This window comes from Treponema sp. JC4, assembly GCF_000260795.1.
Classification (GTDB): Bacteria; Spirochaetota; Spirochaetia; order Treponematales; family Treponemataceae; genus Treponema_D.
Window position 1 is genome coordinate 47,708 of sequence record NZ_AJGU01000004.1, and the last position, 20,451, is coordinate 68,158.

19 protein-coding genes and 2 tRNA genes are annotated in these 20,451 nt (G+C 39.5%); 13 read left to right on the top strand and 8 right to left on the bottom strand.

Annotated elements, in window-relative coordinates; genetic code table 11:
- Positions 1-435 precede the first annotated feature (435 nt).
- Complete coding sequence (locus MSI_RS03425) at positions 436-1,389, top strand: phosphatase PAP2 family protein (RefSeq protein WP_009103747.1); 954 nt, start codon at positions 436-438, stop codon at positions 1,387-1,389.
- Positions 1,390-1,400: 11 nt separating this feature from the next.
- On the opposite strand, the gene radA is transcribed toward MSI_RS03425, so the two are convergent.
- Both radA and MSI_RS03435 read right to left on the bottom strand, forming a co-directional pair.
- Positions 1,401-2,762 (bottom strand): DNA repair protein RadA, encoded by a 1,362-nt coding sequence (gene radA / locus MSI_RS03430; protein WP_009103749.1) that lies wholly within the window; start codon positions 2,760-2,762, stop codon positions 1,401-1,403.
- 143 nt (positions 2,763-2,905) lie between these two features.
- Positions 2,906-3,406, bottom strand: a complete 501-nt coding sequence (locus MSI_RS03435; RefSeq protein ID WP_009103751.1) for a helix-turn-helix transcriptional regulator — start codon at positions 3,404-3,406, stop codon at positions 2,906-2,908.
- Positions 3,407-3,529: 123 nt separating this feature from the next.
- Between MSI_RS03435 and MSI_RS03440 the strand changes: the two genes are divergently transcribed.
- From MSI_RS03440 to MSI_RS03450, 3 genes are all read left to right on the top strand, one after another.
- Positions 3,530-5,107: a hypothetical protein gene (locus MSI_RS03440; RefSeq protein WP_155815471.1), complete on the top strand. Its 1,578-nt coding sequence runs from the start codon at positions 3,530-3,532 to the stop codon at positions 5,105-5,107.
- Between the two features lie 53 nt (positions 5,108-5,160).
- Positions 5,161-5,397 (top strand): hypothetical protein, encoded by a 237-nt coding sequence (locus MSI_RS03445; RefSeq protein WP_009103756.1) that lies wholly within the window; start codon positions 5,161-5,163, stop codon positions 5,395-5,397.
- 179 nt (positions 5,398-5,576) lie between these two features.
- A complete protein-coding gene (locus MSI_RS03450; protein WP_009103757.1) occupies positions 5,577-6,524 on the top strand; it encodes an Rpn family recombination-promoting nuclease/putative transposase in 948 nt (315 codons plus the stop codon).
- A gap of 50 nt (positions 6,525-6,574) precedes the next feature.
- Here the strand turns inward: MSI_RS03450 and MSI_RS03455 are convergent, their stop codons facing one another.
- From MSI_RS03455 to epsC, 6 genes are all read right to left on the bottom strand, one after another.
- Positions 6,575-7,678, bottom strand: coding sequence for an omptin family outer membrane protease (locus MSI_RS03455; RefSeq protein WP_009103759.1), 1,104 nt, complete (start codon positions 7,676-7,678; stop codon positions 6,575-6,577).
- Between the two features lie 16 nt (positions 7,679-7,694).
- Positions 7,695-9,854 (bottom strand): hypothetical protein, encoded by a 2,160-nt coding sequence (locus MSI_RS03460; RefSeq protein ID WP_009103761.1) that lies wholly within the window; start codon positions 9,852-9,854, stop codon positions 7,695-7,697.
- Between the two features lie 116 nt (positions 9,855-9,970).
- Positions 9,971-12,691, bottom strand: a complete 2,721-nt coding sequence (locus MSI_RS03465; protein WP_009103762.1) for a hypothetical protein — start codon at positions 12,689-12,691, stop codon at positions 9,971-9,973.
- Positions 12,692-12,779: 88 nt separating this feature from the next.
- Positions 12,780-13,280 (bottom strand): hypothetical protein, encoded by a 501-nt coding sequence (locus tag MSI_RS03470; protein ID WP_009103764.1) that lies wholly within the window; start codon positions 13,278-13,280, stop codon positions 12,780-12,782.
- A gap of 12 nt (positions 13,281-13,292) precedes the next feature.
- On the bottom strand, positions 13,293-14,915 hold the full coding sequence (locus MSI_RS03475; RefSeq protein WP_009103766.1) for a WD40 repeat domain-containing protein: 1,623 nt from the start codon (positions 14,913-14,915) through the stop codon (positions 13,293-13,295).
- A 484-nt stretch (positions 14,916-15,399) separates the two neighbouring features.
- Positions 15,400-16,269 carry a serine O-acetyltransferase EpsC gene (epsC, locus tag MSI_RS03480; protein WP_009103769.1) on the bottom strand — a complete coding sequence of 290 codons (870 nt, stop codon included), beginning with the start codon at positions 16,267-16,269 and terminating at the stop codon, positions 15,400-15,402.
- A 291-nt stretch (positions 16,270-16,560) separates the two neighbouring features.
- On the opposite strand from epsC, the gene MSI_RS03485 reads away from it, so the two are divergent.
- From MSI_RS03485 to rplL, 9 genes are all read left to right on the top strand, one after another.
- Positions 16,561-16,633: transfer RNA gene (locus MSI_RS03485), tRNA-Thr, on the top strand.
- A 29-nt stretch (positions 16,634-16,662) separates the two neighbouring features.
- Positions 16,663-16,839 (top strand): 50S ribosomal protein L33, encoded by a 177-nt coding sequence (gene rpmG / locus MSI_RS03490; RefSeq protein ID WP_009103771.1) that lies wholly within the window; start codon positions 16,663-16,665, stop codon positions 16,837-16,839.
- 39 nt (positions 16,840-16,878) lie between these two features.
- A tRNA-Trp gene (locus MSI_RS03495) sits at positions 16,879-16,951 on the top strand.
- 21 nt (positions 16,952-16,972) lie between these two features.
- Positions 16,973-17,155 (top strand): preprotein translocase subunit SecE, encoded by a 183-nt coding sequence (secE, locus tag MSI_RS03500; RefSeq protein WP_009103773.1) that lies wholly within the window; start codon positions 16,973-16,975, stop codon positions 17,153-17,155.
- 9 nt (positions 17,156-17,164) lie between these two features.
- Complete coding sequence (gene nusG / locus MSI_RS03505) at positions 17,165-17,728, top strand: transcription termination/antitermination protein NusG (protein ID WP_009103775.1); 564 nt, start codon at positions 17,165-17,167, stop codon at positions 17,726-17,728.
- A gap of 293 nt (positions 17,729-18,021) precedes the next feature.
- Positions 18,022-18,453 carry a 50S ribosomal protein L11 gene (rplK, locus tag MSI_RS03510; protein WP_009103777.1) on the top strand — a complete coding sequence of 144 codons (432 nt, stop codon included), beginning with the start codon at positions 18,022-18,024 and terminating at the stop codon, positions 18,451-18,453.
- A gap of 1 nt (position 18,454) precedes the next feature.
- Positions 18,455-19,135, top strand: coding sequence for a 50S ribosomal protein L1 (gene rplA, locus MSI_RS03515; protein ID WP_009103779.1), 681 nt, complete (start codon positions 18,455-18,457; stop codon positions 19,133-19,135).
- Positions 19,135-19,650, top strand: coding sequence for a 50S ribosomal protein L10 (rplJ, locus tag MSI_RS03520; protein WP_009103781.1), 516 nt, complete (start codon positions 19,135-19,137; stop codon positions 19,648-19,650). Before rplA ends, rplJ begins: the two co-directional genes overlap by 1 nt.
- A gap of 222 nt (positions 19,651-19,872) precedes the next feature.
- Entirely contained in the window at positions 19,873-20,250 is a 378-nt protein-coding gene (gene rplL / locus MSI_RS03525; protein WP_009103783.1) for a 50S ribosomal protein L7/L12, read from the top strand.
- Positions 20,251-20,451: the final 201 nt, after the last annotated feature.

A 20,451-nucleotide genomic window follows, 5' to 3' on the forward strand; every position in this document is an offset into this window, starting at 1 on the left:
GGGTTCCACTGTCGTTCCAGCCGCCTCCCTTTCACTCCGGCGGCCGCTTCGCGCCCCTCCAGCCCGGCGCGGTATGCCCCATAAAAATGCCACTTTCCTCTCCGCTTCGGGAAATTTAGCTCATTTCTAACATTCTGACACACTCTACTGAGTAAATTTGACACAGTAAGAACAGGTATAAATCAAATTATGTAAAGTTTTATCTAAATCTTGGCTCCCGGTCACAAAGCATGGTTCAAAACCGCGCAATATTGCGCTACATGCTGTTTGTGGCAAAGAAACCATTGGACTGGTCGCTATCGCGACCACCACAAACAGAATGTTTTTGCCCCATGCTTTGTTCCCTCACGCCAGTTTTATTTAAAAAAATTAAAATTTATATAGTTTTCCAGAATATGCCTTATAATAAATTCATCTCATACAAGGTGGTCAAATATGGACATCCAATATCTCTTATTTCTGCAAAACCTGCGCGAAGTAACCGGTGGTATCTTTAATGACTTTTTCAATTCAATTTCCAAGTTCTCAGTCGAAATCCTGCCCTATATTCCCTTCATCATCTTTTGGGGAGCCGATAAAAAATGGGGCTACCGCTTTTTTGCCACTTTTGGAATAGGAGATTTTCTGAACGGCCTGATAAAATTAACCGTATGTGCCTACCGTCCCTGGATCCGCTCGCCCCTCATCGAACCTGCAGGAGATTCAAAAACTGCCGCAACAGGTTATTCCTTCCCAAGCGGCCATTCGATGAAAGGAACTGTAATGTACGGAAGCATCTTTGCCTGGCAAAAGAAAAAGCGAAAGTGGCTTGCAGTCCTTTGCTGCGTCCTGATTGCCCTTACAGCTTTTTCCCGAAATTACTTAGGCGTTCATACCCCTCAGGATGTCCTTGTCGGATTTTTAGAATCAGTATTAATCATTACAGCAGTCGGATTTGCCCAGAAAAAAATTGACGGAGACAATAAAAAACTCGATATTCTTTCTCTTTTTGGAATTCTTGCTATAGCCGCAGCGCTGATTTATATAACTCACAAAAAATATCCAATGGATTACGTGGACGGAAAACTTCTTGTAAATCCTCAGAAAATGATGAATGACTGCTTTCAGGCCTGCGGAATGTTGCTGGGATTAATTGCAGGAAGCTTTATTGAACGACATTTTATTCATTATAAAATCCCGGCAGGCTCAAAAAATCTTCCTCTTCTTACCGGGGCAGGACTTTTACTTGTTATCGCATGGAAAAACATCTTTGGAAAAGCCTTTATCGTCTCTTTATTGGGCAAACACTGGGGAAATCTTCTTTCGTATTTTATTCTTTGCTTCTTTGCAATCGCCATCTGGCCGATTTTCATTACAAAATGGGCAGATTCAGCGGATTCATCAGAATAAAAGAGAAAAAATTATTTTCCAAATACCGCTTTCACAAGCTGTTTGATATTTTCTACCTTTTTGCAGTCTTTTTCAGCTTCCGGGCAGATTAAATCATTAAACCCAAGCTGCAAGGCTGCCTTAATGCGGTTCTTAGCCTTTGTAACCGGACGGATTTCTCCCGCAAGGCTTAATTCTCCAAAGACTACCGTCTGATTTTTAAGGGCCATATCAGTTCTTGCAGAGTAAAGTGCCGCCGCCAGAGCCGCATCAATCGAACTTTCTGTAAGACGGACACCGCCTGCAACGTTTACGTAAATATCCTGATCACTGAATCTAAGGCCACAGCGTTTTTCAAGCACAGCAGCAACGCGGGCAACACGACCGGAATCAACTTTTTCACTGTAAATGCGGCTGATGCTGGCCTTTGCGGGGACAGTAAGCGCCTGAATTTCCACCAGAAATACCCGGCTTCCTTCAAAAACCGGTGTACAGGCAACTCCCGCCGGCTGATTTTCACTTCGCTGAGTCAAAAAGAGGGTAGCAGGATCCTTCAGAGTAACAAGCCCCTTTTCTGTCATGCTGAAAATACCTATTTCATCAACCGAGCCAAAGCGGTTTTTCTGGGCATGCAGAAATCTTATTTCATCATCGTTGCGTTCAAAAGAAATTACAGTATCTACCATGTGTTCCATGGATTTTGGCCCTGCAATCGAGCCTTCCTTTGTAACGTGGGCAGTCATAATCAGAACAGAATCGCGTTCCTTTACCCACTGGATAAACTCATTAGCGCAGTATTTAAGCTGATTTACAGTTCCCGGAATAATCCCGGCCTCTGCCGAATAGACCGTCTGGATAGAATCTACGATTACAAGGGTAGGATTAAGCTTATCAAGGGCATTAAGAGTGTCTTCCAGACGGTTAGTACACAAAAGATTGATATTTTTGCAGTCCAGTTGCAGCCTTTTTGCCCGGTCTTTAATCTGAGCCGCCGACTCTTCCCCGCTTACATAAAGAATTTTACTTTCCGGCCCGAATGATTTTGCACAGGATGCCGCAGTCTGCAAAAGCAGGGTAGATTTACCAATTCCCGGCTCTCCACCCAGCAAAATTGCCGAACATTTAGTCGCCCCACCACCGAGTACCCTGTCAAATTCCGCAATTCCCGTAGAAAAACGAACGTTTTCAGCCGCTTCAACGCTTTCAAGACTGACCGGCTTCTGCATTTCAGCCTTTTCCGACCCTCTCCCCGCCGGCGAAACCGCATTTTTATCTATAATAATCTCTTCAAGCGAATTCCATTCACCGCATTCCGGACACCGCCCAAGCCATCGCGGCTGCGAATACCCGCACTGCGAACATTTATACATTATAGACCCGTTTTTCTTTGCCATATCGCAACCGATTTTAACCGCTTTTCCCTAAAAGTGTCATCTGCAAAAATTCTAAAATTCTGTTGAATATTTAGCAAATTCGCGCTGCAGGAAAGCAAGTTCTGTGCCGGAAAGATAATTCAAATTGGCACGCTTTAATGGGATTATTTTTTTGTATGTCCCTTGTGGATTGAGGTATTTAAGAATTCAAGAAGGTTTTCATCAGCCATTCTGTAAATTGCATCCTGATAAATTGGAATACCTTCTGATTCAGACTGATCAATATAATACAGAGTGGTTAATTTTACTTTGTACTGCTCAAAAAAATCCTTGTGAATCAAATAAATAATCTTAAAAAAATCATAGTGAGACAAATAAACAAGATCTCCTGCAGCCTGCAGGGCATACAAAACAATCTGATGAAATTTATCTATATCAACATTTCTTTCAAGGTAAAAAGTAGCCGTATCTTCAGGCAATATGTCATCGATAATATTTTTATATTCAATCTGATATAAGTTTGCAATTGCACGAATTGCAGAAGCATTAAGTTCAACTTCACCGCTTTCATATCTCATGTAAGACTGTCGGGTAACGCCAAGCTTACTGGCAACAAATTCCTGGGTAAATTTATTTCTGTCTCTTAATAACTTCAAGATTTTCATAAACAAAGTATATCCCAAAAAAAATGTGAAAAAAAGTGTTGTTTTTTGATAAAAATGCAGTTTTTTACAACAAATGCTTTACTTTAAACAGTAATAGTGTTAAAAGAGTACTTAGAAATTCATATGTCAAAATATTATAACCAAGGAGTAATTATGAGTATTTATCTAGGCTTTATACTTTCAAATTCAGTAACACAAGATGAATGGGAAGAAGTTTATGAAAAGACTCTATTTTTGGCAGATAAGCTTGGGCTTGCTGACTGGGATAGATTCTATTATAAGGGAATCCGTCATTACGGTTATTGTAAAGTAAGAGAACAGTCTAATAAGGATTTCGGAAAAATTGAGCGTTATTGGAAAGCCTGTGCTGATTACAAGCATTTGCGTACTTCCGAATACTTCAGGCTTAACAGAGAATTACCAGAAAATCATTATGACAAGAATGCTGGACCTGCAATTCTCAATATAAATAATTATTTTTCCCAAAAATATAAGAGCACAACAAAAAAGGAACCGCTTCGCAAAGAGACAGAATCAATGGCAAAAATTCTACAGGATTTATATTTAGCAATTTTCTGTTTTATGGAAAGCCGGCTAAAGGAAAAAATATTCATTTACGGGGATATAAGCTACCGTGACTGTGAAATAGCTGTAGATATGGTTAATAAATATCTTGAAGAACCAATAGGACTTCCTGCCATATGTAATATTGAACGACTTTATGAAATTGTAAATCCCCTTAATATTACAGATGTAGAAAAACTGCACCTGATGGAAAATGCTTATCTTGGGAATATAAACTTAAAATACAAGAGATTTATTGAGCAGCACTTTGATAAGAAGTCGATTTCAGAATTTTGGACTAACAGATTTAAGGACTATGATGTAAAAGATCCCGAGTTTAAAGAAAAGCTAACAATGTATTTTACATATGGCTTTGATTTTAAGGATTTATTTTCTTACATAAATCTAAAAGAAACAAAAGAAGAATACACAAAATTTTTTGATCTGGTAATTAAAGCAGGAATGCATAAAGATCGCTTCAAAGAGCTTGGACTTGTAAGAAATCCGGAAAATAATAAAGTCAAAGGTTTTGATGATGAATTTTACTCTTCATTATTTGGTGCTGAAAGCAAAACTGCAATTCGAAATTACACATTTGACGATCTGGTAACTGAATTTAATAAATATTTTGGTTCAAAGATTGATGTAAGAAAAATTCTGGAAGAAAAAATAATAGAAGAAGATGATGAGTCATTTATTACAAGGTTTAAAGAGTTTGTGAACAAGCCTTGCAGTTTCGACGAAGAGGAGGAAAAATACGATATCTGCTACCCTTTCTTAATTATGCATTATCAGAAGGGTGATACAATGTCCCCTTATATCCAGCAATGTATTAATGATGCCTTATCTTGTGTTGACGAAGCATTATCAAGTGAAGAATTTAAGCAGCTTGAGAAAAAGGAAATAACAGAACAGATTTACGACTTAATTGATATGAGACCTCATTTCCCTGTTCGTGATATCGATTGGCATCATGCAATAGATTATTTCTATACACATTCAGATGCCATCAGACGTTACTTTCCTATATTCAAAATGAAAGTGGAGGATTATTTTTCAGCAACACGGGAAATTTCAAGAACCTTATTTATGAATGATGAGTTTTTTGAATACTGCAAAAACTTGTACTGCAAATAACCAAGTAAGAAAATCCTGGCCAGTGGATAAACTTAATATATAAGGAGGAAAATATGTTTGGATTAGCAAAGCTGATTGAGTATCCAGATGTGCAAGATCCTACAATGCAAGGAATTGAACTTTTTGATACTTTTCAGGAAGCACAGTCTCGTTCAGAAGAATTAATTAATGATTTTAATGAAAATTATGGCGAAGACTACAGTGAAAGTGCATCCGAAAAAAATCCAGTAGCTATAGCCAGCAATGGTGAAGTAACATGGCGTGGTTACATTGTAGAAATACAAAAGTAGCTTTTAAGCAGGGGCTGTCAATTAATTTGGCAGCCCTTTTTTTATTATACCTTACTTATTAATAGCTTTTTCTAAAAATTTCTCCAAAAATTCTAAACTTTTTTCCCGAATTTTTGTCAAAACAGCAAAGTCAGCGGGAGTGTATATATAGAGAGAATTCAAATAAAGGGAGAATCCAAATGAAAGAAGAAAAATCAACTCAGAAGAAAGAAAACTTGCGTCCATCACCTACGGCGCTTTTGAATCCGCGGATGGATCCGATTTTTAAGGCAATTTTTACTCAGGAGACGAAAGAATCTTATGCAGCCCTGGAATCATTCATTTCAAGTGTCCTTGGTCGTAAGATAAAAGATCTTAAACTCACGGCAAATGAACCGCCGGTTGATAACACGACAGAATCTCAGATGTCCTTTGATGTAAGTGTTACATTTGATAACGGCGAAAAGGCATCAATCGAAATGCAGGGACGAAATCGTAATTACGCCTACGAAGCAAGAAGTGAAATACAGGTTGCACGGCTTTTGAATATCAATGCTAAAAAAGGTGATGATTGGAAAGCAGAGAAAGTTTATCAGATTTCGGTTCTGAACTTTCATCTTCCAAAAGATGACAACAGCGAAATGTCGTGGTATACTATGAAAAGTCAGAAGGGGCATGGACTTTCAGGTCATCTGAATGTTATTTACATTGATCTTCTTGTTCTAAAAGAGCTTGCAGGAAAGCCCATAGAAAATCTAACCCCGCTTCAAAAATGGGGACTGTATCTGGCATATGCAGATTCTGAAGCAATGTCAGATTACATAGCGGAAATTGCAAAGAGCGAGAAAGGAATTATGGAAGCAAATAGGATTATAGGAAGAATGAGCCAGGACGACTCAAACTGGTTTATCCAGAATTCGTATGATACAGCTATACGCGACTATAATGACGGACTTCACAATGCAGAACAACAAGGTATAGAAAAAGGTCTTCAACAAGGTCGTCAGGAAGGCGCCCTGCAGAAAGCCATTGAAACTGCAATAAAAATGATAAAAAAGAATATGGATACACAAGAAATTGCCGAGTTTGTTGATTTGCCTGTCGAAAAAGTTTTAGAACTCAAATCGCAGTTAGAATCTCAGAAATAACAAACTTAAGTTTACAAAAAAGGCTGGCACTAACTGCCAGCCTTTCCTTTTTAATACTGCCTTACTTCCACCTTTCCGTTTCTAACTTTCGGCTTTCTCGCTCGCTTTTCGTGTGGGCGAGGGGTAATTGCTCTTCCAATTTTTAATCGGTATTTTGCATAAACAGAGGCTTTCCAGTAACTTTGAGAAGTTTCGGCATCAAATCCGTTGTGGTCTTTGTAATTTGAACCGCTTGGGGAAGTGTATTCTTCACCGGTAACTGAATTTATTATTGTGTAATAAAAAGAAGCTCCTGCAGAAAGTTCTTTCCATATGCGGTATTCAAGACAACCTCCAAAACTTATCTTTGGAAAGTTTGTATGAAATCGGTTAAGTGTATAACTTTCCGAAACTGAAGGTGAGGCTGTTGTATCAGCATAATGATGGTCAATAGTGTTAATGTAAAACACAGGACTCGCATTAAAGTCGCCGAGTATCGTCAGACGGTCAAAAAGTACCACCCCAGCCTGTAAGCCCAGATAAAAATCAAAGGTTTCGCGGTCAAAGGCTACACGTTCACCAGAAACCTTATAAGAATGTGCTTGGTCACTGTCCGCAGAAGTTTTAGATGATGTACTTCCTGCTTTTCCGTTTGCGTCCGAAGCTTTTAACTTCAAAATATTGTAGCAGAAACCAGCATAAGGTCGAATCCGTACAAATTTAAAAAGCGGAATATCAAACTTCAAGCGACTGTCGATTTCAAAATCAGATATAAGTTTTGTGTCACATTCAAAATCAGCAAGATGAAAATTCGGATCAAAAGCAGCCGTCCACCAGTTTTCGCTCATTTTTCCGTTTGATTTTGGGATTCCAAAAAGAGCATTAGTTTCAAGCCCAATAAACCACCAGCCGGCTTCAACCTTTGCCCCGACACGGCAGTTCATATCTTCTTTCCACAAAATTTCAGTGTATTTTGTTTTTGTTGCAGTGCGACATGTTGTTTCCGAAAAATTTCCATTTTTAAGCTCAAAAAGTGGTGCAGCACTTACATAAAATCCGCGCCAAACACCAGCATTTATATCAGAAGCGTCTTTTGCAATAAGAAAACTTCCGCAGAAAACTAAAAAAATTATAGAAAAAAGATATTTTATTTTAGTGTGCAAATTGTATTTCATATAAGATTTTCCTGCTTTATTCTTCAATATAAAATTTTAAAGTGTAAGAAACCGGGTTATTAGGGTTTTCATTTTTTATAAGATTAAGCGTAACGTAATAACAGTTTCCCGCTGCAAATTCAACTGGATTTGAAATATCAAGTTCAAACATTACGCAGTACTGAATATTTATATTGTAGTTATAACCTGAAATATTATCTGTTATACCGTAACGTTTTACCGCTTCAATAGAAGATGCAGCTGCATTGTAAACAGGTGAAGATGTATTATCAGCTACACCAAAAAAAAGGTGAGGATAATTGCTGCGATTTACGGTAAGCACATCCTTATTACTATTTGTTGTTCCAATTGTTATCTGCTGTACTGGTGTTCCATGAGCCCCATCAGTCGCATTTCCGCCGAAAACAAACAGATTTGAATTCAAGTCGAAACTTGTTTCACTTCCTGTACCATTTACATAATTTGCAAAAAGTGAAAGGTTTTTGCAATCTGTATATTCGCAGACATTATTAGCATCAAAAATAACTGTATCTCCATCAAGACTTCCCTTTTTCCAGCTCTGCCAGTAACTGTAAGTTGGATGAATAAGGTTCGCTATATGAGAACCATCGTAATTATAATTCAAAGGATAAATAATTTTTGGCTGAGCTGCTCCCGTAAGAAGCTGAGAATTATAAACATATCTGCTGATTTTAGAATCTGCCTGAGCATCATCAGCGCAGGTATATCTCCCGCCATTGTAATTGTAGGTAATTTTATAAAGATTAAGCGAAGAAGCCGAAGAATCAAAGCGATTAAATGAAAGAGAAAGCTTTGAACTGTCAGGAAGAGTTCCTCCGTTTCCCAAATCAAGATAAGTGTAATCAGACGAACCGCGTGTAGTCATTGCGCAAAGTCGTGCAAGATAGCGTTTTCCCAAAGAAAAAGAATAAACAATGCTTGTGTTGTTAGACCATAAAGCACCGTCTCCATTTATATGCTGAAAAACCACATTGTCAGAATCACCGTAGTTTTCCGGAGTACATTCAAAAACTGAAGCTCCCGCAGTTTTCAGAGCTGCCCATGAAGTGTTCTTAGTTGAAAGTGCAACAGAGCTGTCCATAATATTTGTAATGTGTGAATAATAAGTTGCATCATCGAAGTCAATTTTTGAAATATCCATGAGTTCAAGCTGGAAATAACTTTCATTCGTAGAATTGTCATCCCAGGCAAACTCGGTATAATAGAAGTCATCTTCGCAGTTAGAAGGATTTGCCCACCCCGCGCGAAAATTAGAAGGCGCCGCATCTGGTAAAGCATCTATAATTGGTGGAATTGCAATTGTTGCATTTGTATTCTGATTTGAAAAAACTGTAAGCAGGTCTGACCAGACATAGCAGTTTTTGCCGCCGTCTGTATAAAACTTTACCACAAAATTATAAGTGTCTGGTTTGATATATTTGAGCTTATAATTAGGAGTACCGCTCGGAGCTGCACGCTCAAAGTTATCTACAAGATTCCATTCCGTACTTTCTGAGCGTGACATATCAGGATTCCAGTATTCAATTGTCTTATTTGTTGTTAAATCATATAAACCAACAATAACAGTAAGACCAGAATCAGGCAAAGTCCAGGTTGTATAAAGTTCAATATTTACATTTCCGTAACCTGTTACTGATGTGATATCGTTCGTATAATCAGAAGCCGGAGTCAAATAAAAAGTAACGCTTTCTACATAGCGCACATCTACTGTTGCGCTCGAAACATAATAGGCTGCATTTTTTACCGCTGTTACGTCTGCTCCGTAAGTTGCTGTAGTGCCGCCAATTGCAAGACTGTCACTTTCTACAGCAAAAAGATAAAGCTCGTAAGTGCCTGCCGTAAGAACTACATCTACAAAACCTTTGTGAGAATCCTGTGAATATGAATATAAAGTTACCTCTGTAACAGGTACTATGTTGTTGTCTGATTTATTTTTGCCCCAGTAATAATAATGAAGTGATGATGCGTCCACAGCTGAGGGCAAAATTGAACGCTCAGAAGATGATGAAAAACTGATAAGATTATTGCTTGTCGCAATGATTTTTAAAGAACGTAAAGAAGTCCCAGGCTGCTCTTCATTAAGGCCGTTGGAACAGCCAAGCAGCAGAAAAAGAGAAAAAAATAAACTGAAAAATACAGTACAGAACTTCTTCATAAAAAAGGTGAGGAAACTGCCTGTCCCCGAGATTTTAGTCCCAGAGCAGGCAGTTTCCTTAATTAAGGATTATTTACAAGAAAGCAAAAGCCTTCTTGTAAACCCGATTTGAAAGATTAGTCTTTCTGCCAGATACCATAAGTTGAAGTTGTAGTACCCTTTGTCCAATCATCACCATCGTTTGCCTCAAACTTAGTAACATCAGTTGGATCTGTTGTCTTGAAGTACTTAGCTTTATCAGCAGTCCAGTTGTAAGGCTCAAATGTTGTAGGTGAGTAAACAGCAGTAGAACTTTCCTTTACATTCATAGTTACAGGGTATGTATAAGGTGTCTTAGGATTGTTCTTGTTGTAACCCATGATTGTAATTGTGTAAGTACCTGCACCAAATGTTGTTGTAAGAGGAATTTCAAAGTATGTGAACTGAGTTGCATCTGTTACAATCTTATAGAATTTATCTGCAGCCCAGGCCTCTGTTGCTGCAAGGTCTGTATACTTACCGTCAGCATATTTTGCATAGTTAGCAAAACCTGCAACCCAGTCGCTTGGCTGAGAAGTTGTAAGAACATAACGTTTGTTACCTGTAAGTTCTGTTTTTGAAGCTGCAACTCCAACGTTTACTTTCTTATCGAACAAAGTACCGTAAGACTGAGAAGTAACCTTTACACGTACGCTTTCGTAATTTGTTTCACGAAGAGCAATGTAAAGATATTGGTAACCTGCAGTCTTGTCGTTATTGATATTAAAGCTCTTAGAAGAATCAAGTGTTGCAATCTGTACAGCAGAACCAATTCCAGATGCTGTACCTTTAAGAAGAACAGCATCGCAGTCAAGAATTGCATAATCTGCAGGATTGAATACTGTAACAGAAGCAGCACCATATACGGCAAACAAAGAAAGGTTCTTATATCCAGGGTAACTGCCATCTGAAGCACTAACAACATAAGTTGCAGGATCTGTTACAGCAGCAGCAGTTCCTTTAAGAGTCTGGTCAGGCAAAGCTACAGTTCTGTCAGAGGCAATATCCACTGTATATACTGTTGTTCCAGAAGTTGAATCTGCTTTCCAACCTGTCCAGTTTGCACCACCTTTGTACAAGCTGTAATGATTTGTCGTTGGAGCAGCACCTGTTGTTGTATATACCTCGTTCAGAGGGTTGTTAAGTTTTACACCGGTTGCATTTGTTCCTGGAGTTGTGCTTACAGAATCATAAAGCTGTGTGTAGTAACGGATATCTGCAGTTTTTGTACCGTTTAATGTTGGAATTTGAGTCTGCTCAGCTGTTGTATTTGCATCTACATTAGAAATCTCACCGACATCAGGCGAAGTTACGGCACTACCAGACGCTGTTGTTCCTGTATAAGTTGTAAGAGCATAAATACCGTTTGCAAGGTCATACTTAACTCTAAAGAGGTTAATACCAACAGCATTTGCACCAGAATCAGCAGCATTAAACTGAGCCGGAGTAACATCAGAACCTACATCACGACGTTTGTAAGCTACTGGAGTAACATGGTCTGCCCATTCGGCTCCTGAACCTGCGTCTTCCCATGTAAGTTTTACATAAGCATATTCAGAAGGACCTGCATCGTTTACTGCGGCAATACGTGCCATATAGCGAACACCAAGAGGAAGAGATACAACTACAGAAGTAGAGTTTGTATTCAATGAACCAGCCTGATAATTTGGTTCTGCATAAACAAGCTTATCGAATGTTGTAATTGTACCGCCATTTGTTTTTACAGAAGCCCAGTTTGTATTTGCAGTGGCAACAGCAAAACTTGCATTAGCACCATTCATTGTGTAAAGGTTTGCGTAAGTTTTATCACCATCAGTTGTAGAAGTATCAGGATTCAAAAGTTCAATCTGGAAGTACTGCTCGTTATCTGTTTTTGAAGCATCCCAGATAAATTCAACATCATAATAATCTGAGTTTTCTGTTTCTGGGACAGAATATTTTGCAGTAAAGCCTGTTGGCGCAACTGGCAAAGTACCAATTACATTTGGAACATTGATAGTCGCTTTTGTTGTCTGATTTTTAAGAACAACAATTACATCGCTCCATACATAAGATTTTGTCGCATTCAGGTTGAACTTAACAATAAGGTTGTATGTTCCGGCTGCAACTGTGCCAGACCAAGTTTTATTAAGCTTGCTTCCTGTAAGATCTGCTGTTGTACTAAAAGGACTTGAAGTAACAGTAGCATTATCCTTCATGTTTGCAATAATAAAGTTGATTCCTGTGTTTGCATCTTTATAAGGAGAAGGAATATCCCAGTCTGTTTCGAATGTAAGGTTTATTGAACCGTCACCTTCCAAAGCATAAGGGGTAAGATAGAAGCTAACCTTCTCATTATAACGCATATCAACTGTTGCAGTTGCTTTAAGAACTGTATTTGCACTGCCGGTAACTGCGGTAAGAGCTGTACTATAATCATTATCAACACTTATATCTGCCTTAAGTGCGTACAATGTAAGAGAATATTTACTTGTATCAAGGTCAATATCAACTGTACCTGTACGACCGTTAGATCCACTTGTAGCAGCAAATGTTACTTTTTTTGCGGTTTTCTTTGTACTGTCAAGCTGATTTTCTGCAAAAAGAACAAAAGTTAATCCTGTTCCATCTAAAGCAGTAGGCAGAATCATACGACCAGAACTTTCCGGGAATACAAGATTGTCTGTACTTCCTGTTGCATAGAGGGTAAGTCTTCTTGAGCCTTCAAGTTTTATAGACTCTCCCTCAATACTTGCATCATCTACAAGGTTAGAACAGCCTGAAAAAATCAGGGCAGTTAAACTTGCAGCAATTGCAAATAACTTTGCTAGTTTTTTCATGTTTTTTACCTCCATATGAAAAAATTAGAATTTGTTTTAAATTTTTTACGGCTTTCGCCGTTTTTTTTTACATGGTATTTGCCATGTATTAGAAATCGTAATTTTTATAAATTACGACTGCTGCGATGTCCGTGTAACTTTTTGCCTCCTCGTTTTTCTCCGTAACTGTCAAAGTCAGTTTATAGGTCTTACCAATTTCCAGAACTCCCTTATCAAGCGATTCTGGAATATAGGCGACAAACGTTCGGGAAACCCTGTCGGTGTCATTGAACATAACCAGATCAATTTCGGTTGGTCCAACGGCCGGGTCATAAGCTTCTTCAGGGTCTGTCAAAACCCAGGTATACGACCTGCAGTTATACGGAGCAGCAAGATTCAGCGTGTCCACACTGGAAACATAGTAGATTGGGAAAAGCATTTCGCTTGCCACAAAATCCGGGTCTCCAGGAGATGGCTGTGTACCGTCATCTACAGCATGTGTGATTGTAAAGTTTGAATTGTAGTCATCAAGCATCGTTTGAACGCTGTTCGAGCATCCAATCACCAGAAGCAGGAGCAGCAGAATTACTACAAAACGAAGCTTATTCACGTTTTGCCCTCCTTAACCTCCTGGAAGATTGATGTTGATTCCTACATCTGCGCTGAACGAGAACTGTAGAATCGTGTCATATTCTCCGCGAACTGACAAAGAAATAAATTTCCATCCGAGTCCAACTTTTCCGGCAATATAAAATGATGGAAAAACCTTACTTGTTATTCTTGAATCCCCGAACTGACGATCCCAAAGCTGACAGAGAGAGCTTCCTAAAAGCACCTCACCGAAAACTTCCCAATCGTTACTCCAAGGCTTCATAGCAAAACCAACAGGGGCATAAACTTTCATGCCCATTAAAAGAGGACTTTCAATTGAGCCTCCGCGTAATTTATATGTGTAAGGGAACTGACTTGTAGGGAAACCAATAAAAGGTTCTACTTCAGCTCCAATATAGAAAGGCTTAAGCCATTTATAGTTTTTGTAACCGATTCCGGCAGAGACAGCTATCATGTAAGGTGTTGGAAGGACTGCAAAGCTTGAATCTATTACAATCTGATGTCCGCTTTTAAAATAAGGACGGCGCGCACCGCGCTGATTTTCGAGGTCTTTAGGATCAAGATTTTTACCTTTCAGGCTGGTACTGTCATCTGCAACATAAAGCTTAAAGGCAGGCGGCTTTTCGCCCGGAAGCAGGAACACATCATCCACATCCAATATATAGATACAACCGTCTCTATACCCCTGAAGCAGTTTTTTTCCGTTGTTGTCAAATGCGTAACAGGTGAGTTCTGCATGGCTGTAACGCGGAATGTAACCTAAATATTTTCCGGTTTCCATGCTGTAAAAGTAGAACTGGTTGTCTGCGCAGTTTAAAATAAGAGTATCGCCGTCCGGCGAAAGGCTTAGAGAGCGGATTGGCTTTTTGGATTTTATAATCCTGCTGACGTTTCCGTAAAAATCGGTTATTACTACCTGCTTTTTCTTCAGCGGATAGATTATTCCCTTACTGTCTTTTGTAAAAATCGGCGTGACGTTCATTTCGCTCGGGTAGAGCATGGAGTAGAGTACGTGACCGGAGCTTACGTCCAGAATGTAAATCTGATTATCTTCGGCTCCCACTGCAAGATATTTGTTGTCGGGGCTGAAATGCAGGCTCTTTGCGGGCTTGTTCAGCACCTGGCTCTTTCGTTCAATCAAAGTTTCTGTCATGTAGTTCTGCATGTAAATGTAGATGCAGTTGCCTGTGTCGGCGGTGGCAAGGTAGTTACCGTTCCAGTTGTAGGCCATGGCCGTAGGGAAGTTTGCCGCATCTGATTGAGCCGCATTTACAGGCGTTTCATTCGGCAGAATTCGGATTTCCAGGGTGTTTTCTTCTGAAAGGGTTGCCAGCTGGTCGCCGTTTCCTTTTGTTTCCTGGGTAAATTCCATGAACTGAAGGTTACCGTTTTCTGTCTGAATGGATTGCAGAAGGGAATACTCATTTCCATCGCGCACAAGAATATTATTCTCTTCTGTGTAGGCAAAAATTGTTCCGTCTTTGTTCCAGGTTGCTCCGTGAACCGGGAATGGCGTTTTTACCATAGGAATTACCATGTCCTGAGCGCATAGCTTTCCCCACAGGGCGCAAATCAAAGAGAAAAAGATGAGAAATTTAGTTTTCTGTTTTCCAAAAACTTTGCTAAACAACATTCTAAAGCTGTCGCAGCATATATTTTGAAAAAAAATACAGACTCCGACATTTGTTTATCGGCAGGATAGGGGTAATTCTTGAGAATTTACTAAGAAGGTAATTAAATGATGATAAAAATTGGTTTAACGTTCATCTATTAACAAAAAATTATGAAAAATTTTGTTGACAACGAAAAATATGCAAGTTATATTTATATCAGCTTGTAAATAAGCTGATAAACTCTCTCCGATGACCAACTATGTTGGTCGGCACGCTTCCCTTCTAGTGTTACTGTCTGGGAAGCGTGTTTTTTTTAACTGATAAGCAGGGATTTTAAGGGGTGCAACCCCTTATGCGAGAGGGTAGCCCGCAACGAAGTGCCGCCGCATCGCTCGCTAGTCTCGCGACGAACCATTTTTATCGATAATCCTAAATCGACCCGCTGTCGCAGCTCGATTTTTAACGGATTTTCGATTTTCGGTAGGGGAAGGCTTTCCCCTCACCTTAATCCTGAGTAATTACGCTATTTGCAGGAACTGATTTAGTTACCCAGGTATTTCCACCGATTGTAGAACCTTTTCCAATGACAGTTTCACCGCCCAAGATTGTAGCGTTGGCATAAATTGTTACATCATCTTCTATAGTAGGGTGTCTTTTGTTGCCTGTAAGAGACTTCTTTACGCTAAGGGCACCCAGTGTTACACCCTGATAAATCTTAACATTTGTTCCTATTATACAGGTTTCGCCGATAACAACACCGGTTCCGTGATCAATAAAGAAAGACTCGCCGATTTTTGCGCCCGGGTGAATGTCGATTCCGGTTTTTCCGTGTACGTGCTCGCTCATAATACGTGGAACAATTGGAACTCCGTTTTCGTAAAGATAGTGGGCGATGCGGTAAACAAGAATGGCTTCAAGGCCCGGGTATGAAAGAATTACTTCTTCATTGCTTTTTGCGGCCGGGTCTCCGTTAAAGGCGGCAATTACATCCTTCTGAATTTTGCGGCGGATTTCCGGGATTTCTTCTATAAGGCCTGTGGCAACTTCTTCTGCCAGCTGGAAGCATTTTGAGTTTGTAGGATTCTGGCGGCAGTCTGACTGTGCTTTTGTGGTAAGGGTATAGATAAGTGCTTTCTGGATTTCTTTTGTAAGCTTTGCTATTACGTTGTTAACTTTCTGTCCGGTTACGTAGCGGATATTTACCGGGTCAATATCTTCTGCCTTCTTAAAACCTGGGAATACCAGAGTCTGAATGTCTCCCAGAATTTCCACAACGTTCTGGCGGTTAGGGAAGGAATCAGAATCGCTTCTATTAATTAAACCGTAGCGGTGATAAGAATCAAGAATACCATCGATAAGCATGTCTATTGTCATTTTGTAACTCCGCAATATTTTTATGAAGGTAAAAGCAAAAGTGGGACGTTAGCAAGGGGCTAAAATAGCTGACAGTTGTATCTAAATTATCACGCCCCTTGCGTATCGCTGGGACCCGCTTTTGCTTTTACTTCCTAACTATCTTTTCAATAGGTTAAAAATAATGTAGAATTCATAAAGAAACAAGATGAATTTTCGAAAATTCTTGATTGAATTTATTGACATAAAACCCGTGTTTCTTTATATTCATAAAACGCACGTTTTTTATAGCAAATGCAGAAGTGCGAATTTGCCCCTTTAGCTCAGTTGGTAGAGCACCACATCGGTAATGTGGAGGTCTGCAGTTCGATTCTGCAAATGGGCTAAACTGAATTTATACACAGGAGTAAATAAATGGCTAGCAAGAAAAAGGGCGCTGTAGAAATCATCGCTTTGCAGTGTACAGAGTGTAAGAGAAAGAATTACACAACTTACAAAAACCGCAAGAACATCACAGGTAAATTGGAAAAGAACAAGTATTGTCCATTCTGCCGTAAGTCTATCTTGCACAAAGAAACAAAAGCAAAATAATTTTTAATATTTTTACCGGTTCGCCGGGATTAAATATATAGGGCAGTAGTTCAGTTGGTAGAGCAGCGGTCTCCAAAACCGCCTGTCGTGGGTTCAAATCCTGCCTGCCCTGATTTTTTAAGGAATTAATGATATGTCAAAATTAGTACAGTTTGTTCGCGAAAGCAAAGCAGAGTTGAAAAGAGTTGATTGGCCGACAAAGGAAGATGTATTTTCTTCTGTTAAAGTTGTAATTATTTCAACTGTTGTTGTTGCTGTTCTGCTTGGTGTGCTTGACTTGGCATTCACTCAGGTTTTCAGATTCTTAATGAAATAGGACGTAGAGATGTCTAGAAGTTGGTATATTCTTAACGCTTATACAGGCTACGAAGGAAAAATCGAACGTACTATCAAATCTTTGCTGGAAAAATCAGAAATCGATCCTAACGTAGTTCTTGATGTAAAAGTTCCACTTGAAGAAGTTGTTGAAATTAAAGACGGCAAAAAACGTACACGCATGAATAAATTTTTGCCAGGTTATATTCTTCTTGAGATGGATCTTCCTGAACTCAACTGGAAAGAAACTTGTACAAAACTTTATAAGATTCAGGGTGTTACAGGCTTTGTTGGTAATGTAAGCCGCAATGACCGCCCAGTTCCAATCCGCCCTGATGAAGCAAAGAGTCTTTTGCAGAAGTCTGGAATTATCAAAGGTGAAAAACAAGTTCACGTTCGTCAGTCTTTCGATATCGACGATGTTGTTAAAATTACAGACGGTGCATTTGCATCATTTACTGGAACAATTAAAGAAATCAATCTTGAAAAAGAAAAGCTTAAGGTTGAAGTTCAGATTTTTGGTCGTTCAACACCAGTAGAAGTAAACTTCTTGCAGGTTGAGAAGACTAAATAATGAGGGAAGAAGCTATGCTTCTTCTTGATTGATAGCAAGCCGTTAAGAAAAATGCACCGCATTTTTTAGGCTTACCTACTTGTTAGAATAAAATGCAGCGGTGGTTGGGCTTCTTTGTGGGCAAAACCACCCTTTGTATTTATTCAATGTTGTTTGGCAAATTCAGGGGTTTGTATCCCAAATACAAACCATTTTAATCCTGTTTTTGGGAGAGATGAAAGTCCGTTGGACATAGACATCTCGTTAGGAAGATTCCTTTGTGAACTTCCACACCAATTTTTGGGAGACATAAAATGGCTACAAAGAAAGTCACAGCTGTAATCAAATTGCAGTGTCCTGCAGGGGCGGCTACACCAGCTCCTCCAATCGGACCAGCTCTTGGACCTCACGGTGTTTCAGCTCCTAAGTTCGTTCAGGAGTTCAATGACCGTACAAAGTCTATGGAAAAAGGTCTGATTATTCCTGTTGTAATCACAGTTTACCAGGACAAATCTTACACATTCATCCTCAAGACTCCTCCAGCTGCAGTTCTTATTAAGAAGGCAGTAAAAATCGAAAAGGGTTCTGGAAATCCTCTTCGCGACAAGGTTGCTACTTTGTCTAAGGCAGCTCTTGAAGAAATCGCAAAAACAAAGATGCCAGATATCAACGCTAACGATATCGAAGCAGCAAAGAAAATCATTGCCGGTACTGCTCGCAGTATGGGTGTAGAGGTGGAGCAGTAATATGAAACATGGAAAGAAATATCGCGCAGCTCTTGCAAAATATGATCTTACAAAGAAATATGATGTAGCTTCAGCTTGCAAAATGGTTCAGGACATGAAGTTTGCTAACTTCGATGAGACTGTAGAAGCTCACGTTGTTCTCCGTCTTGAGAAAAACGCTACTGTACGTGATACATTGGTATTCCCAAATCAGTTCCGTGGCGAAAAGAAAGTTTTGGTTTTCTGTAAGGAAGACAAAGTAAAAGAAGCTTTGGATGCTGGTGCAACATACGCTGGTTCTGATGAATACATCGAAAAAGTAAAGGGTGGTTGGCTTGAATTTGACGTTTGTGTTGCTACACCTGATATGATGAAAGATGTAGGTCGTCTTGGTATGGTTCTTGGTCGCAAAGGTTTGATGCCAAACCCAAAAACTGGAACTGTTACTCCAAACGTAGCTCAGGCTGTTGCTGAACTTAAGAAAGGTCGTACAGAATTCCGCGCTGATAAAGCTGGAATCGTTCACATTGCTGTTGGTAAGTGTTCTATGGACACAGACAAGGTTGTTGAGAACGTTAAGACTCTCCTTTCTGAAATCGGTCGTAAAAAGCCTGCTGGATCTGCTGCTGGATTTGTTCAGTCAGTATCTGTTAGTTCTTCTATGGGCCCAGGCGTTTGGGTTGACTATAAGGATGGTGAATAATGGCAATCAAAGCAAAGAAAATTCAGCCTGCTAAAGCAGAAGCTATTGAAAACGCAAAGAAAGTTCTTGGTGAATACAACGACTTCATCTTTGCTGATTACCGTGGTCTTACAGTAGAACAGATCACAACTCTTCGCGACAAACTCCGCGAAAAAAACGCTGTTCTTAAAGTTATGAAAAATAACTTTGCACGTATCGCTTTTGAGGATATGAAAGTAGAAAATGTTGCTGACTACCTCAAAGGTCCTACTGTAATTGCAATGGCAAAAGAGGATGCTAACGAAGTTGCAAAAGTTCTTTTTGACTTTGCAAAAGATGCTCCTACTTTGACTGTAAAAGGTGCTTATGTAGAAAAAGAAGTTTACGATGCTGCAAAGATCGAAGCTTTCTCAAAGGTACCTGGAAAGAAGCAGCTTATTGCTATGCTTATGTCTGCAATGAACGGTCCTGTTCAGAAGCTCGCAGCTACTTTGCAGGCTTACGTGGACAAAAAGACAGCAGAGGGTGCCAACTAACCTAAGTAAGTTTTAGAAACAAAGTAAGTAAAGCTAAAAAATGCTCTCGCATTTTTCTTTACGCTTTGCTATAGAACATGAGCAGCACAGCTGCTCTCCACATTTTCAGGCTTCATAACTGCTGACTGTTAGTGTGGAAAAAATGCAGAGTACCTCAGTTGAGGTCAACTGCGGCAGCCGAAAGGTTGCAAAATATAAATACTTTATTGTAAGGAAGACAATATGGCAGTTACAAAAGAAGACATCCTTGAGACAATCGCAAACATGTCAGTTCTCGAGGTTTCAGAGCTTGTTAAAGCAATGGAAGAAAAATTTGGTGTTACAGCAGCAGTTGCAGTAGCAGCAGGTCCAGCAGCAGCAGGTGCAGCTGGTGGTGCAGAAGAACAGACAGAGTTCACAGTAACTCTCGAATCATTCGATGCAGCTAAAAAGATCCCTGTTATCAAAGCAGTTCGCGAAATCACAGGTCTCGGACTTGGTGAAGCTAAAGCTTTGGTTGAAGGTGCACCAAAGGCTCTTAAAGAAGGCGTAAGCAAGGCTGACGCTGACGAAATCGTTAAGAAGATCGAAGAAGCTGGTGGTAAAGCTTCTAAGAAATAAGCGTAGCAAATGCGCTTAATAGCTGCTAAAAAGCAGTAAAACAGGGGGTATCCGGTAAGAAATTACCGGATATCCCTTTTGTCGTATAAAACGACTTTTTACATTTTCCATTTTTACAACATGATATAGCAAAAAATCAGAGTTTTCTGTGCTGTGCGGAGTTTCCAGCATGTAGCAGACTACATCTGAATTTATAAATCT